The sequence below is a fragment of the Roseivirga spongicola genome (assembly GCF_001592965.1).
Classification (GTDB): domain Bacteria; phylum Bacteroidota; class Bacteroidia; order Cytophagales; family Cyclobacteriaceae; genus Roseivirga; species Roseivirga spongicola.
The window spans coordinates 355074-368789 of sequence record NZ_LRPC01000028.1 but is presented as its reverse complement, the minus strand read 5'-3'; the positions used below and the strand labels follow the sequence as shown (position 1 = coordinate 368789).

Below are 13716 nucleotides of genomic sequence, written 5' to 3'. Positions count from 1 at the left end.
GCTGGTAAGACTCATTCAAGAGCTCTTTTTGGTGGTTAACTTTTCTTCTGGGTTATTAACAATTCTTTTTTTTACACCACCAAAGACATTATTGATCAATAGAATAAGAATGGTGATACCTACCGCAATCACAAACTTTTCTAATGCTACTGAAATTCCTATACCTAAGCAGTAGAGCAGTGTCGCAGCGGTTGTTAAACCTTCAACCCCTTCTTCTTTTTTCTTGATGATGGTACCCGCTCCTATAAAACTGATACCCACCACCAAAGCTTGCAGCATTCTGATTGGGTCGGAATCTACGGCATCTTTAAGCTCAGAATTCTGAATTAGGTCAATTAAAGGAATGGCTAATGACACAATGAGGCAGGAGAAGCTTCCAACAATCATATTGGTTCTGAGTCCTGCAGGCTTTTCTTTTTTCTCACGCTCTAGCCCCACAAACCCGCAAAGAATAGTGGCTGCTGCGGTGTTCATCAATATCTCTAGTTCGGCAATATCTATCATGTTCTAAGGTTATGGTTTCACTTTTTATTACATGAATAGTGCCCTTGTGAAATATGCCCTAAAACACCCAAAACAGCGTTTTCTCATTTCGGCACAACTCTAAAATTGAATAAATCTCTCTCAAAAAGATAAAGATGGATTTCGATCTATAGGCTCATAGCTCTGCGGTAAGAAGGATGGGGCTATAATATGAGGACAAAAGAACTCCCAAATAACTCTGGCCTAATAATGGTGTTATACTCAATACATCTAGCTCGCACCTCATGAAAAAAATAAACGATTGGTTATTTAAGTCTTATAGACTAATCATTGGAAGCATTGCTTTCTACCCCACCATTATAACCATGGGCTTTTTTGGCTTTTCAATCATCATAAACCTGATAGAATATAGACCATGGATGATGGATCTGAAAGAAACCCTTTCCTTCATCTTGGTGAAGAGTAAAGAAGATGCTAGACTAGTTTTAGGAACCTTAGTTGGCAGCATAATTTCCCTAATGGTATTTAGCTTCTCAATGGTAATGGTGGTGCTTAACCGAGCTTCAGCCACATTATCTCCGAGAGTTATTCCGGGCCTTATTACTCACAAGTCTAACCAGACCGTCTTGGGCTTTTACCTAGGCTCTATTGTCTACTGCCTCACACTAATTGTGAATATACAGTCTGAAGGAAGTAACAGCATACCAGACTTTGGCATTCTCATGGCCATGATTTTTGGTATTATGTGTCTGGGCTTCTTTATGTTTTTTATTCACTCAATAAGCCAATCCATTCAGGTAGATAATATTCTAAAACGAATACAAGGCAAAACTGAGCGTAGAATGGAAAGTCTCTCTCTGACCGATGATGAGGATTTAATTGAGATGCCTGAAACGGAAGAATGGCTTAGTTTGAAGTCACCAGACGCTGGCTACATTAAAGAAATTAAAGTTAAGGAGCTGCTGAAAATGGCTAAAAAACACAAGCTGAAAATAAAGCTAGACGTACCTATAGGATACTTTCTAGTGAAAGGCTATCCCTATTTGAAAATCAATAAACAGACTGACAAAGAAGTAGAACAAGAGATTCATAACTGCTTTATATCGTATCCGCAAGAGTGGCTAGACGATCATTATTCATTCGGCTTTAAGCAAATCTCTGAAATTGCAGTTAAAGCCCTTAGCCCAGGAATTAATGACCCCGGAACAGCGGTAAAAGCAATTAATCTGCTCTCGGTTCTATTCATTCAGAAAATGAAAATTACTGACAAGTACTTTGTGACAAATGATAACAATGAACCACGGCTTTTCTTCGAACCTATAGAATTGAATGACCTACTTTATCAGAACCTTACCTCAATAAGAGAGTATGGAAAAACAGATGCTTTGGTAATGATCACTTTACTCAATTGCCTAAAAAACATATTACATGCCGACCAACAGTGCCAACATCATTCAGTAATTATAGAGCATATTGAAAGCATTGCAGAGTCTTGCAAAGAGCATATTACCAATTCTATAGATATGAAGAATATTCAGGCAGTGCTGAAGAGTATTGCGCCTTTGAGCCAGAAAAGTTTAAAGGTGGATTTAGATAGCTGACTGCACCAGTTCACAATTACTCTACGAGCATACTCAAAAGATAGACTCTCTTTACGCGTGAGCGCAAGAATCAATTAGATTGCGACATGAGTATAAAAATTCGTCCGTCAGTTGAAGCCGATCTGCCATCTATCTACGCCTTAATCAAGGAATTTTCAATCTTTCAAAAGACTCCTGAAAAGGTGAAGATCACACTGGAGCAAATGATTGAAGACCAAAATGACTTTAAGTGTTTAGTAGCTGTAGATAAAGATAAAGTCATTGGGTTTTCAAGCTACTACTTTGCTTATCACTCGTGGACAGGCAAGGTTATTTACTTAGACGACCTTTATGTTCAGTCTGCTTATCGTGGCCAAAATATTGGAAATCAGCTCTTCGATGCTGTAATGGAAATTGGTAAGTTTAACCGCTGTATTAAAATGAAATGGTTGGTTTCTGATTGGAACACAAAGGCTCAAGAATTCTACAAAAGCAGAGGTGCAACCATTGAAAGTACAGAATGGATTTGTGATTTAGGGTTCAAGTAGTAAACTTACTAGAAAGTCACTTCAACTGAAGAGAAATACCTGATCTCTTCATAAATGGCGTTGTCTGTTGCGAATGTGAAGTAAATCCCCCAGCCTAAAGGCCAACGCCTTTCACTCATAAGGAGATTGATATCTGCTAGAGTGGACAGTTGACGTCCACTCTAGCACTCTTTTATCCTCTATATGGACATGGATAAAAGAGTGAGGTCTACTCTCCTTTCAGTGTATCCACCGGATTTCGGCTAGCAACATAAAGAGATTGATAGCCAGTGGTTAAAATTGCTACTACTAGGCTAATCAATGAAGCTAAAACAAATACGCCAAGCTGCATCGGAGTTCTGTACGCAAAACCTTCTAACCACAAACTAACTAACCAATAAGCCAATGGAGCGGAAATAAGGATTGACACTACTACCAATTTTACAAAGCCAGTGCTAAACAAATAGGTAAGCTGACCTGTATTTGCACCAAGTACTTTGCGAATGCTAAGTTCTTTGGTTCGTTGCTCAGCAGAAAAGGCAGCTAACCCGAACAACCCTAGACATGCGATTATCATTGCCATTAGCGTAAAGAAGTTCAAAACTGTAGCCATGCGCTGTTCGGTTCTGAAGTTATCCTCAAAAGCTTGATCCATAAAGCTGTACTCAAATGGAATGGATGCATCTACTTCATTAAGTGCTGACTCGGCTTGATCTAAAACCCTTTTCAAATCTGAACTGGTTTGTATTGATTGGGGGTTCAACTTCATTGATAGGAAAGACAAACCAGCTCCATAATCCCAAACCTTATCATTCTTATCGCTAATTAGAATCAGTGGGCCAATTGCTTGTCGTGTAGTATGATAATTGAAGTCTTTAGCCACTCCAATTACCTCAAATTCATCCTCATTACCCGAAGCTACAGCCACGTGTTTACCTACGGCTTCTTCAGTTGTCCAGCCTAGGAGCTCTACCGCAGCTTGGTTTAGAATAACTGAATACTGATCGGTTGGGCGCTCAAACTCAAAGTTTCTACCTGCAAGAAATTCAATATCTAACACGTTTAAATAGTCATCATCTACTCGTAGGTTATTGAGTTGAAATACCTGCGCATCCGGTTCTGTAGACCTATACCTATCTCCAGTCATTACATTAGGAGGTACTCCAAAAGACTTGCCTACTTGAGTGACTGCAGCAATACCTTCCAATTTAGATTTGATAACCTCTGTATTGAAGCCAAATTGCTCGATATTATGAATTTGAAGTACGTTTTCATCCGATAACCCAAGGTCTATTTTGGAAGTGTAACTCAGCTGTTTTTGGACAAATAAGGAGCAAATGATGAGGCAAATTGAAATTGAGAATTGAAAAACCACAAGTCCATTCCTTAAAGTTTTTCCCTGCTGTCCTTTGCTGATTTTCCCCTTAATAACTTCTATTGGTCTAAAGGAAGACAGATAGAACGCTGGGTAGCCTCCTGACAATAGCCCTAAAGTCAATACAAACCCAATTAACACCAGCCATACTACTGGATTCATCAAGACAGGCTCGAGCGTTAGCTCCTTTTGTGCCAATAGGTTAAACCAGTCGAGTGAAGCACTCACAATAACAAGTGCCAATATTGTACTCACAGAAACGAACAGTACTGATTCAAATACAAACTGTCTAATCAATGAATTTCTCAGCGACCCAAGCACTTTCCTAACCCCAACTTCCTTGGCTCTACTAGACGACTTGGCTGTTGAAAGATTCATGAAGTTAATACAAGACAAAGTCAGCACTACAAGACCTATGGCCATAAAAACCTGAACGAATTGTTTATTTCCAATAGGACCAAATGAGTTGAATGGCGGGTCTGATGACAGGTAAATATCAGGTAACGCTTGTAAATCGAGCTTCCATGGGTTGCCTGCTGTAAATTCTTCAAAACTCTGGTTAAAGATTCTTTTTGTTGTTGGTGGGGCATATTTAGGTGGAATGGCCTGTAGCTTGTCATTTATTAGGGCAACATCTGCACCATCATCTACCAAAACGTAGGTTGAAAAAGCGGTCCAAATCCACTTCCAGCCATGCATATCCATTTGTTCCTTGGCACTGGTTAAAGAAGTAAGAACATCGAACTGTAAATGACTCTGCGTTGGTAAATCTTTTAAAACACCTGTAACCACATAACTCTTTGAGCTTCCATCCCATTCTCGCATCTCTATAGTTTGACCCAGCGCTTCATCTAAACCAAAGTAGCGTTGAGCAGCAGTCTCCGTAAGAACCATGCTGTTAGCTGCCTCTAAGGCCGTTTCTTGATTACCCAAAAGCATTTCATAATCAAAAACCTTAAAGAAATTCTTCTCAGCCCAAAAGAGTTGATCCTCTTTGAATGAAAGTACCTGCCCCGATTTAGTTTTGTAGCTAGTAAACTGAGAACCTTGATTCAAAATGCGGGTTACCTCTCTGAATTCTGGTACTTCTTCGCGCAAAGCATCTGCCACGTTCGGACCAGTTGTAGAACTCATTTCAGTCCAATCTCCCCAAATGTTTGGCTGGTTGACTCTATAAATATTATTGGTTTGGTCTAGAAAATTATCATAGTTCTTTTCGTGATAGACATAAAGACCAATTATCAGGGAAATACTGATTCCTATGGTAAGTCCTAGAATATTGAGTAATGTAAATTGCTTTTGCCTAATGGCATTGCGCCAGGCAATAGTGAACATAGATTTTAGCATCATAGTGTTGTTGTTTTGAGTTTTAAAAATTTTGAATGAAGTAAAGCCAAAGAGTAAGTGCAGTGTATCGACCCAATACATGCACATGGCTAAAAACCGACTTTTTTCAGAAAGACGCTCTTCATAGATTTCTTGCAAATCTCCTAAGAACTCTTCCTGCAACTCCTCTCCGACCATTTTGGAAAGCAGCCAATTTGCCAAATTTGGTGGATTCTTTGATGACATTATTGTCCAGAGTTTAGCTGAGGGATAAGTGACCACATTTTCTGACGCACATCTTGAGCTGCCTCAAGTTGCTTCATTCCCTGAGTAGTGATCTCGAAAAGACGCTTACGCCTGTCTCCTCTTTTCTCAGTGTTGCCACCCATTTCAGACTTCAACAGACCTTTATCCTGAAGGCGGTAAAGTGTGATATGCACAGCTCCCAGTAACACAGAGCGGCCAGAGTGCTTTTCAACCTCTTGCTTTACATTAATGCCATAGGCTTCACCCTTAAGAATACAAACCGCTAGTAGCACCAACTCTTCGAATTCACCGAGACCCTTATTCTTCATTAGTTACAATGTTGTATGTTATACAAAGTTATAACTAATAAAATTAGAAAAGCAAATCTGACTCTAAAACCACTTCCTAAGACAACGATTAATGGTTCATTTGGTGATGATAGTTTTGTAACTGAGAATTATAGATTATATAAGCATTTGTAACCTATATTACCTTCCTCTAAATTTAACTGAACTTAGTTTGTGAGTAATTTGTAACATCATTATGACGATGAATAGCAGAAAGGCCAAGCCCGGAAAACGAGATATCATTGAACTAAGCATTATAATAGCGGTTTTTGCTATTATTTACTTCACTGGCTCACAAGCAGAAGTGTTTGGCAAAGTTCAGCAAGCTGTACTTTACACGGGTGTAATGAATGCAAATGAACTAGACGAGTCTTCTCAAAAACCCGCTAACTATGACTTCAAACTCTTTGATGTTAACGGTAATATTTTAGATGCAAAAGACTTAAAAGGTAAGAACATCTTTATTAATATTTGGGCTACTTGGTGTGCACCGTGTGTGGCCGAAATGCCGAGCATTAATAAGCTTTATGCTGACGTTAAAGACAACCCAAATGCGGTATTCCTGATGATTTCTGAAGATCGAGACTTTAAAAAAGCCATTGAGTGGGTTAAGAAAAAAGAGTTCGACTTCCCTATATACCGACTAGCCACGGCACTACCAGAAGAATACGAGACCAATGTGGTTCCTACCACTGTAGTAATTTCAGCCGAAGGCGAAATAGTTGTTAAGAAAACAGGGATGGCAAATTACAATACGAGAAGGTTTAGAAAGCTTATGACTGCAGAGCAATAGTATTAATTGGGAAAAATTAGAGCCGAGTATAGGACTACTCGACTCATGATGGAATTCTGTTAAGTTTTTACTACCCTTCAGTAGAACCCTTGGCTGTTTTTTCTGATAAAAAACTTCCATCTTCCTTAAACAAGAGCACTACCTGAGAGTCTAGCCAAACCTTGAAATTACCATCAGCTGCTACAGCCGCTTTCTCTACAGCTGCATCTGTATAATTGGTTGCAATGTAATCTGAGACTGACTCGGGTAAGCTTTCTAAGTCTATGGCAGTCCATTGATCACTAGCTCTAGACTTTCCTCTCTTACCTTTATTTCTTCTCTTTCTGTGACCTTCAGAATCTATCTCTTCAGTGAAATTTCCTTTAGAATCAAATATTAGAGTGGGTCCATCAACCAGTTTAATGTAAAATGCGCCATTCTCATCGGTAGATGCTTTTAGTATAATGTAATCACTGTAGTTGTCTACAATATAATCGGTTATAGACGTGGACAAGCTGGCCGTATCAATCTCCGTGAGTTCAGGCCTATCTTTTGCTCTTTTCTTAACCGCGTTGTCAATAGCCTCAACAAATACCCCTAGATTATCGAACCTAACAGCTGTTTTCCCCTGCAACAGGACCACGTAACCACCACTATCATCTACCCATGCCTGGCGAACATTTAGATCCGTATAGTTCTGCTCTAGGTAATCCAGCACATTGTCTGGTAAGTCTGCTTCATCAATTTCTGTCCAAGTAGAAACATCGGAACCTGCAAAAGCCGTGCTATCTACTATACCTGCGGCAATGGTCAATTCCTCTTCAAAAACAGGGTCATTATCTTCGTTTTCGCATGAGGTAAATACTGCAACAAAAGCTAGAAGCATCATTAATAATAGGTTTCTCAAGTTTCTCATTTTTGTAAGATTAAGTTTCGAATTCAATTTTGCTATTACTCAGATTTGAGTTTTCTGCTTTTGAATACTGCTCAGTAAAACTTACCCTACCCCCTACTATATATATTCTGAAATTGATCTTATACACGCATCTGCCGACATATACAGGATATAAAAATAAGCCACCCATAACCCACCTATCACCTTCAATATCAACAGGTAAACGATCCGAGAAATGTAATACACCAATTGACCAAAAACAGTTAACCGAAATCCTATTCCAGTTATCGAAGAATAGATACCATTCGTCTTTTATGCCTGAAAACCATGGCAATTCATGACAGATTTGAAGAAAAAAAAGCGACATGGAATCAATACTTGTAATCGAAAGCAGCTATATGATGAGACTTTTCCTCATCAACTATCTAGACAAAAACTTTGATGTAACAGCTGTAGAAAGCCCTACTGAAGCACATGAATTGCTTGAAAAGAAATGGAGACCAGATGCGGTCATCTCTAACTTTTATGGAAATAAAAGCTTGGAGAGAAAACCATTTGTAGACCTTATTGCCGAATTAGAAGGTAGAGGTATTCCTTTATTGGTGCTAACCGACCAAGACAAAAGTGACCAGCGCATTGAGACTTTAAAATTAGGCGCTAAAGATTCCGTAAGTAAGCCATTTAACCCTGTAGAGCTTCAGCTTAGAATTATGAGCTCAATGGGTCTTAAGGGCCGAGATAAAATGAAGCGAGTCGCTTAATTCAAAATACCAACAACAACAAAACAAAGCCAACCATGAAAAATCTGTTCAACAAAAAACCAAATGATGAAAAAGACAGCTTTAATAGCGTTGGCTCTATTAATCCTAAACGGATGTTTAGAAAAGCCTGTAGTAGAATTAGAAGAAACCATTAACGAAACTTCTAACTTCGACTTTGTAACCACAAATGACGTTTCTTTAGCAGTTAGCCTTACAGATGCTTCAGGAGATCCCTTTACAGGAGTTAAAGTCTCAGTATTTGAAGTAGCTGGCGATACAGCAGGCAGAAAGTTATTTACCGCAGTTACCAACAACTCTGGTCAACTGAACGAAAGTTTTAACCTGCCTACATACTACGAAAGCGTATTGATTCAAACGAATTTTATTGGTATTCCTAACAACGTAGAAGTACCAATTCTGAACAATACTATAGAATTGACCTATGAGAAAGGTGAAGTAACTTCTGTAGTTGTTCAGGAGGAAGAAGAGCAAAATAATTCAGATGCTGGTGCTGCAAATACTTCAAATGGTATTAATGGTATTACATTCAATTACTTAGCAAACTACAGCTTCTGGTATGGAACACCAAGAAACCTTGAGCCTAACAGAGATGTAATTAGCGCTACTCTTCTAGAATATATCAATGCATCGCTTCCAGAGGCCAAGCCAGTTCCAGAATATCACCCAACTTACTTGGCCAATGGCAAGAAAACTACTTTAGATATTCTTGAAACAGCAGACGTGTGGATTACCTTCGTGCATGAAGGAGCTGGATGGAAAAACGCTATCGGGTTCTATACTTACCCTACTGGTACACCGCCACAGTCTATAGATGATATTGATGTAATCAACATTGCTTTCCCTAACCTCTCTTATTACGGATCTGGTGGTGGACTACGCTCTGGAGATAAAGTAAACATTGGAAGATTTGAAGCAGGCACTTCAATTGGAGTAGTCTTATTAGCCGATGGCTGGAACGGATGGAATTCACAAAGCTACAATTACCTTATTTTCTCAGATAAAAGCTTAAACCCAGAGTCTGACCCTAATTTACAACAACATAACGTATTGCTTTGGGACGAAGAGAACGAGTTATTCCTTCTTGGTTTTGAAGACGTGGTACGTGAAGACTCTTGGTCTGATGAAGACTTTAATGATGCAATTATGTTTGTGACTTCAAACCCGGTAGAGGCCATTAGTATTGAAAATGTTAGTCCAATAGACAAGCCAGGAACATTAGACTCTGACGGAGACGGCATCAACGATATTTTGGACGAGTATCCTAACGATGCTTCTAAGGCTTACGCTAGTCATTACCCATCTTCTTCTACCTATGGAACATTCGCTTTTGAAGATAAATGGCCAGATTATGGAGATTACGATTTCAATGATTTAGTAGTTGACTATCAGTTCAAGCATTATTTGAATGCCAACAACCAAATCGTGGAAATGGAATCCAACTTTAAGGTTAGAGCTGCAGGAGCAGGATACAGAAACGGCTTCGGTTTTGCTACAGACTTACTTCCTTCTGAAGTGCAGACTAGCACAGGGCAAAGCATAACTGGCTCTAGCGTAAACTTAAGCGCCAACGGAACCGAAAGCGGTCAAGATAATGCAGTATTTATTGTAGCAGACAACGTACACGCACTATTCGATACTAATGGGTTCATCAATACTGAAGAAGATAAGCCTCAGCACGATGTACAAACCATTACTCTAAACACTGTATTTAATAGTCCTAAAACGTATGCCCAAATTGGCAATGCCCCATACAATCCGTTCATGATTGTTGGTCAGGAAAGAGGTAGAGAGGTACACTTACCAGGTTATGCCCCTACTAACTTAGTAAACACTGAATTCTTCGGCACATTAGACGACAATACAGATGTAGAAAGTGGCGTTTATTATAGATCGAAGACAGATTTACCTTGGGCTATCCATTTACCTGAAAGCTTCGATTACCCTCAAGAGAAAATTGACATTAGAAGCGTTCACTTAAGATTCAAAGATTGGGCACAAAGCCTAGGCTTTAGCTACATGGACTGGTACAGAGACCAGCAAGGATATAGAGATTTAGACTTCCTTTTCAAGAAATAATAGTGTTAGGTTGAATTGTGATTAAAGAGCACCTCGAAAGGGGTGCTTTTTTATTAAATTCAGAATTAATAGAGCCTATATTAGATAAGCAAAATTGATTAATACACTTGAATGGGACTTTTTGACTTTTTTAACAAGACAAATTCTTACAGCATTAATGATTTGTCTCATTATGGACTAGTGAAAACTTCAGAGGAACGAAAAAAACAATCTGAAAATTATCTGCGGTCTATGAAATTCAAAGTAAACCCATATTTGCCAACAATTGAAGATTCCAAAATTGCCAAATTTCAAAGTGCTAGAAATATTGTGGTTAGAACTCAAATTTTAGGTGCCCTGACTGAAACAGCCTTTGATTTCTCTAGGTCAGAGTGCAAAGAATACCTCGAGAAACTCCAAATTTGGAATCAAGTTTCACCAGAAGAGAAAGCATACTTACTTCATGACGAGCCAAGTCATTCAAATATAGTTAGTATCTCATGGAGAATCGAAGCATGTTATACCCTGTATTGGTCATTGGGTTTGATTAAAGAACTTCCTTCGCCAAACCAAACGATAAATCTGCACGATGTTCAAGACCGAATAATCAGTTCCTTCGAATCTCAAGAACAATTCTTCAACTCGGTTGAATTGAGAAATCGTGAGGAAATACTGGACGAATGTGATTTCATTTATCGTTTACATAATTCGGTTAGAAGCTCAGTCTTCAATAATGCTAAAATTCCCCACGACTATAACCCAAGTATTATTTATGAACGTCATTATGCTTTAAACTGGGTAACCTGCTATCAAGACAATTGGGATGAGGTTACAACTGACACATAATCCTCAATTGAAAACCAACTTAAGCAGACTAAGAAATGTAATATTATTATCAATACTCTTTAGCTTAATTAGTAGCTGCAGCGTTTTCCCAAAGAAGCATTTTAGAAGTTCATTGGTTGTTGATAGAACCGGGATGATGGACACTTTAACCGTAAACATTTCGGGGATCGTGCTAGATGCCTATATCAAGTAAAAAACCGCAGAAGCCTAAATACGACTATCGATCAGTGATGACACTTTCGAAATAAGTTCTGATGTGAATGGCTACTTCTGTTTTGAACATATTCCAGCTAACCGTTATCATGTCTGCTCAATTTGTTGGTTACTATACACTTGATGATTCAATTTTTGTAGAAACTGAAGAGGCAATTAGGCTAAAAGTAAGCCTTGGCTATGACTGGTAAAACATCTTGACTTAATAACATCAGAACTTCCCAACCTTTCAACCCCATCACCTCTCCCATTTCATTCACCTTCAGTTTTTGTTCAGTCGTCTAATAAACCCGTTAAAACACCTCTGAGGGTTTACTTTTGATATGTATTTAAACTGACAGACAAGTGAACAAGCGAAGTACATTAATCATCAAAAGAGCATTCGATATCGCCTTTGCTGGTATCTTGATTTTGCTCATCAGTCCAATCCTTATTTTGGTTTCAATCGCCATCAGATTAGACTCCAGAGGTCCTATTTTCTATTATTCATATAGAGTGGGTCAGAACTACAAAATCTTTAAGTTCTACAAGTTCAGATCTATGAGAACAGACGCTGATAAGCTCGTAGAAAACATGAAGCATTTGAATCAGTACGAAATTGAAGATCAGGTAGAACTTCAAGAGTACGAATTAGACAGACATGCCATTGCGTATTATGCTAATGACCCAATGATGATCACTGATGAGAAGTATGCTGATGTGAATCGCTTTGAGGACCATAAGAGTAAAGACAATGCCAACTCTTTTGTGAAGTTTAAGAACGACCCAAGAATAACGAGAATTGGTAGGTTCATCAGAAATACGAGTATAGATGAATTACCTCAGCTCTTCAACATTCTTAAAGGCGATATGTCTGTAGTAGGCAACCGCCCTCTGCCTTTATATGAAGCAGAAAAGCTTACTACTGACGAGCGTGTAGGACGTTTTCTAGGCCCTGCAGGACTCACTGGCTTGTGGCAGGTAACTGAAAGAGGTAAAGACAATGTAGACCCAGAAAACAGAGTAAAGCTAGACATTGAATATGCACAGAACCACAGCTTGTGGATGGATTTAAAAATCTTAGTTAAGACACCTATCGCAGCGCTTCAACACCAAAACGTTTAAGCCATGAAAAAGCTGTTACAAAACCTAAAAAGACCCAATTCGGGCCGTTCTTACATACCTTTTGTAGACGGAATACGGTTTGTGGCCATTTTACCTGTGGTTATTCTACATGCCAATGAAAGATTTCTCAGGTATGTTTATGGAGAAGAAAACCTAACCGGACTCAATGAACAACTCAACTATCTGATTAGTAGAGGCGCCATTGGAGTTATGATTTTCTTCGCACTAAGTGGTTTTGTTCTAGCACTTCCTTTTGCTAAAAGTGGCTATACTTTCAGTTATAAAAAGTACTTCACAAGGAGGTTAGAAAGGCTCGAGCCTCCTTACATTTTCTGGATGAGCCTTTTTGCCATCATCTTTATTATTAAATCGGGTATGGGTGTTGGAGAAATGGCAGGCCATTACTTCAGCAGTATTTTCTATGTTCACAATATTGTATACGCTGAATTCCCTGTAATCAATCCGGTGGCCTGGTCGCTTGAAGTTGAAATTCAATACTACATTATAGCGCCTTTTCTAGCTATTCTATACTTCAACCAGAAAGACCTTTCATTCAGAAGAATTTTTCTAGCCGCCCTTATCATTTTATTCATAGTATTCCAGCATGTGTTTGGCTTTCAATACCAGCCATTCAGAGCGTCAATCTTAGGGCAACTTCAGCACTTTTTAGTGGGGCTATTGGCCGCAGATCTATTCGTTCACTCTAAAAATTGGGTCAACAAAAAAGCCTACTTATACGACATTCTTGGAGTGGCAACTATTATTATGATGATGTTCACCTGGACAGACGATCTTGAAAAAGCATTGCTCTTTTCTACGGCCTTAATGGGCTTCTTTATAAGTACCCTAAAAGGGAAAATTGTACCTCAAATACTGTCTTATAAATGGATACCAGTTATCGGTGGTATGTGTTATACCATCTACTTAACCCACCTTCCTCTACTAGAACTCATTTATTCACTTATCGATAGAATTGGTTATTCAACGACATATTTCTCAGGTCTAACGATATCACTCATTATTACCCTGCCTATCATCTTACTTAGCAGTATAATCTTTTACACGGTCATCGAAAGACCTTTTATGAAGAAAGACGGCTTTCAGCAAATCCTTGAAAAAATCAAGAGCCGAATCAGTAAAAGGTTAGTGAAAACAGAACAGTAAG

13 protein-coding genes are annotated in these 13716 nt (G+C 38.8%); 9 read left to right on the top strand and 4 right to left on the bottom strand.

The window, feature by feature from the left end; genetic code table 11:
* Nucleotides 1-15: 15 nt before the first annotated feature.
* On the bottom strand, nt 16-504 hold the full coding sequence (locus AWW68_RS13500) for an MgtC/SapB family protein (RefSeq protein ID WP_084375694.1): 489 nt from the start codon (nt 502-504) through the stop codon (nt 16-18).
* Between the two features lie 263 nt (nt 505-767).
* On the opposite strand from AWW68_RS13500, the gene AWW68_RS13495 reads away from it, so the two are divergent.
* Nucleotides 768-2084, top strand: coding sequence for a DUF2254 domain-containing protein (locus tag AWW68_RS13495; protein WP_068221909.1), 1317 nt, complete (start codon nt 768-770; stop codon nt 2082-2084).
* Between the two features lie 86 nt (nt 2085-2170).
* A complete protein-coding gene (locus tag AWW68_RS13490; RefSeq protein WP_068221907.1) occupies nt 2171-2611 on the top strand; it encodes a GNAT family N-acetyltransferase in 441 nt (146 codons plus the stop codon).
* 208 nt (nt 2612-2819) lie between these two features.
* Here the strand turns inward: AWW68_RS13490 and AWW68_RS13485 are convergent, their stop codons facing one another.
* Together AWW68_RS13485 and AWW68_RS13480 are read right to left on the bottom strand one after the other, a co-directional pair.
* Nucleotides 2820-5537 carry an ABC transporter permease gene (locus tag AWW68_RS13485; protein ID WP_068221905.1) on the bottom strand — a complete coding sequence of 906 codons (2718 nt, stop codon included), beginning with the start codon at nt 5535-5537 and terminating at the stop codon, nt 2820-2822.
* A complete protein-coding gene (locus AWW68_RS13480; RefSeq protein WP_068221903.1) occupies nt 5537-5866 on the bottom strand; it encodes a PadR family transcriptional regulator in 330 nt (109 codons plus the stop codon). The genes AWW68_RS13485 and AWW68_RS13480 overlap by 1 nt, the downstream gene beginning before the upstream one ends.
* A 220-nt stretch (nt 5867-6086) precedes the next feature.
* Here AWW68_RS13480 and AWW68_RS13475 point away from each other — a divergent pair, with 220 nt between their 5' ends.
* Nucleotides 6087-6677, top strand: coding sequence for a TlpA family protein disulfide reductase (locus tag AWW68_RS13475; RefSeq protein WP_068221901.1), 591 nt, complete (start codon nt 6087-6089; stop codon nt 6675-6677).
* Nucleotides 6678-6747: 70 nt separating this feature from the next.
* On the opposite strand, the gene AWW68_RS13470 is transcribed toward AWW68_RS13475, so the two are convergent.
* Complete coding sequence (locus tag AWW68_RS13470; protein WP_068221899.1) at nt 6748-7572, bottom strand: PepSY-like domain-containing protein; 825 nt, start codon at nt 7570-7572, stop codon at nt 6748-6750.
* 344 nt (nt 7573-7916) lie between these two features.
* Between AWW68_RS13470 and AWW68_RS13460 the strand changes: the two genes are divergently transcribed.
* From AWW68_RS13460 to AWW68_RS13440, 6 genes are all read left to right on the top strand, one after another.
* A complete protein-coding gene (locus tag AWW68_RS13460) occupies nt 7917-8312 on the top strand; it encodes a response regulator (protein ID WP_068221895.1) in 396 nt (131 codons plus the stop codon).
* A gap of 63 nt (nt 8313-8375) precedes the next feature.
* The gene (locus tag AWW68_RS13455) at nt 8376-10409 is read left to right on the top strand and encodes an LruC domain-containing protein (protein WP_068221893.1); all 2034 of its coding nucleotides are present in this window, start codon (nt 8376-8378) and stop codon (nt 10407-10409) included.
* Nucleotides 10410-10520: 111 nt separating this feature from the next.
* Nucleotides 10521-11234 carry a DUF4272 domain-containing protein gene (locus tag AWW68_RS13450; protein WP_068221891.1) on the top strand — a complete coding sequence of 238 codons (714 nt, stop codon included), beginning with the start codon at nt 10521-10523 and terminating at the stop codon, nt 11232-11234.
* A gap of 260 nt (nt 11235-11494) precedes the next feature.
* Nucleotides 11495-11638 carry a hypothetical protein gene (locus tag AWW68_RS20125; protein WP_157717652.1) on the top strand — a complete coding sequence of 48 codons (144 nt, stop codon included), beginning with the start codon at nt 11495-11497 and terminating at the stop codon, nt 11636-11638.
* A 154-nt stretch (nt 11639-11792) separates the two neighbouring features.
* A complete protein-coding gene (locus AWW68_RS13445; protein WP_068221889.1) occupies nt 11793-12551 on the top strand; it encodes a sugar transferase in 759 nt (252 codons plus the stop codon).
* A gap of 3 nt (nt 12552-12554) precedes the next feature.
* Nucleotides 12555-13715 carry an acyltransferase family protein gene (locus tag AWW68_RS13440; RefSeq protein WP_068221887.1) on the top strand — a complete coding sequence of 387 codons (1161 nt, stop codon included), beginning with the start codon at nt 12555-12557 and terminating at the stop codon, nt 13713-13715.
* Nucleotide 13716: the final 1 nt, after the last annotated feature.

Bases quoted from the DNA above. Each gene is read 5' to 3' on its own strand.
- AWW68_RS13480 (WP_068221903.1), bottom strand. From the start codon at position 5,866: ATGAAGAATAAGGGTCTCGGTGAATTCGAAGAGTTGGTGCTACTAGCG.
- AWW68_RS20125 (WP_157717652.1), top strand. From the start codon at position 11,495: ATGGCTACTTCTGTTTTGAACATATTCCAGCTAACCGTTATCATGTCT.
- AWW68_RS13450 (WP_068221891.1), top strand. From the start codon at position 10,521: ATGGGACTTTTTGACTTTTTTAACAAGACAAATTCTTACAGCATTAAT.
- AWW68_RS13490 (WP_068221907.1), top strand. From the start codon at position 2,171: ATGAGTATAAAAATTCGTCCGTCAGTTGAAGCCGATCTGCCATCTATC.
- AWW68_RS13460 (WP_068221895.1), top strand. From the start codon at position 7,917: ATGGAATCAATACTTGTAATCGAAAGCAGCTATATGATGAGACTTTTC.
- AWW68_RS13440 (WP_068221887.1), top strand. From the start codon at position 12,555: ATGAAAAAGCTGTTACAAAACCTAAAAAGACCCAATTCGGGCCGTTCT.
- AWW68_RS13485 (WP_068221905.1), bottom strand. From the start codon at position 5,537: ATGTCATCAAAGAATCCACCAAATTTGGCAAATTGGCTGCTTTCCAAA.
- AWW68_RS13475 (WP_068221901.1), top strand. From the start codon at position 6,087: ATGAATAGCAGAAAGGCCAAGCCCGGAAAACGAGATATCATTGAACTA.
- AWW68_RS13495 (WP_068221909.1), top strand. From the start codon at position 768: ATGAAAAAAATAAACGATTGGTTATTTAAGTCTTATAGACTAATCATT.
- AWW68_RS13455 (WP_068221893.1), top strand. From the start codon at position 8,376: ATGATGAAAAAGACAGCTTTAATAGCGTTGGCTCTATTAATCCTAAAC.
- AWW68_RS13470 (WP_068221899.1), bottom strand. From the start codon at position 7,572: ATGAGAAACTTGAGAAACCTATTATTAATGATGCTTCTAGCTTTTGTT.
- AWW68_RS13500 (WP_084375694.1), bottom strand. From the start codon at position 504: ATGATAGATATTGCCGAACTAGAGATATTGATGAACACCGCAGCAGCC.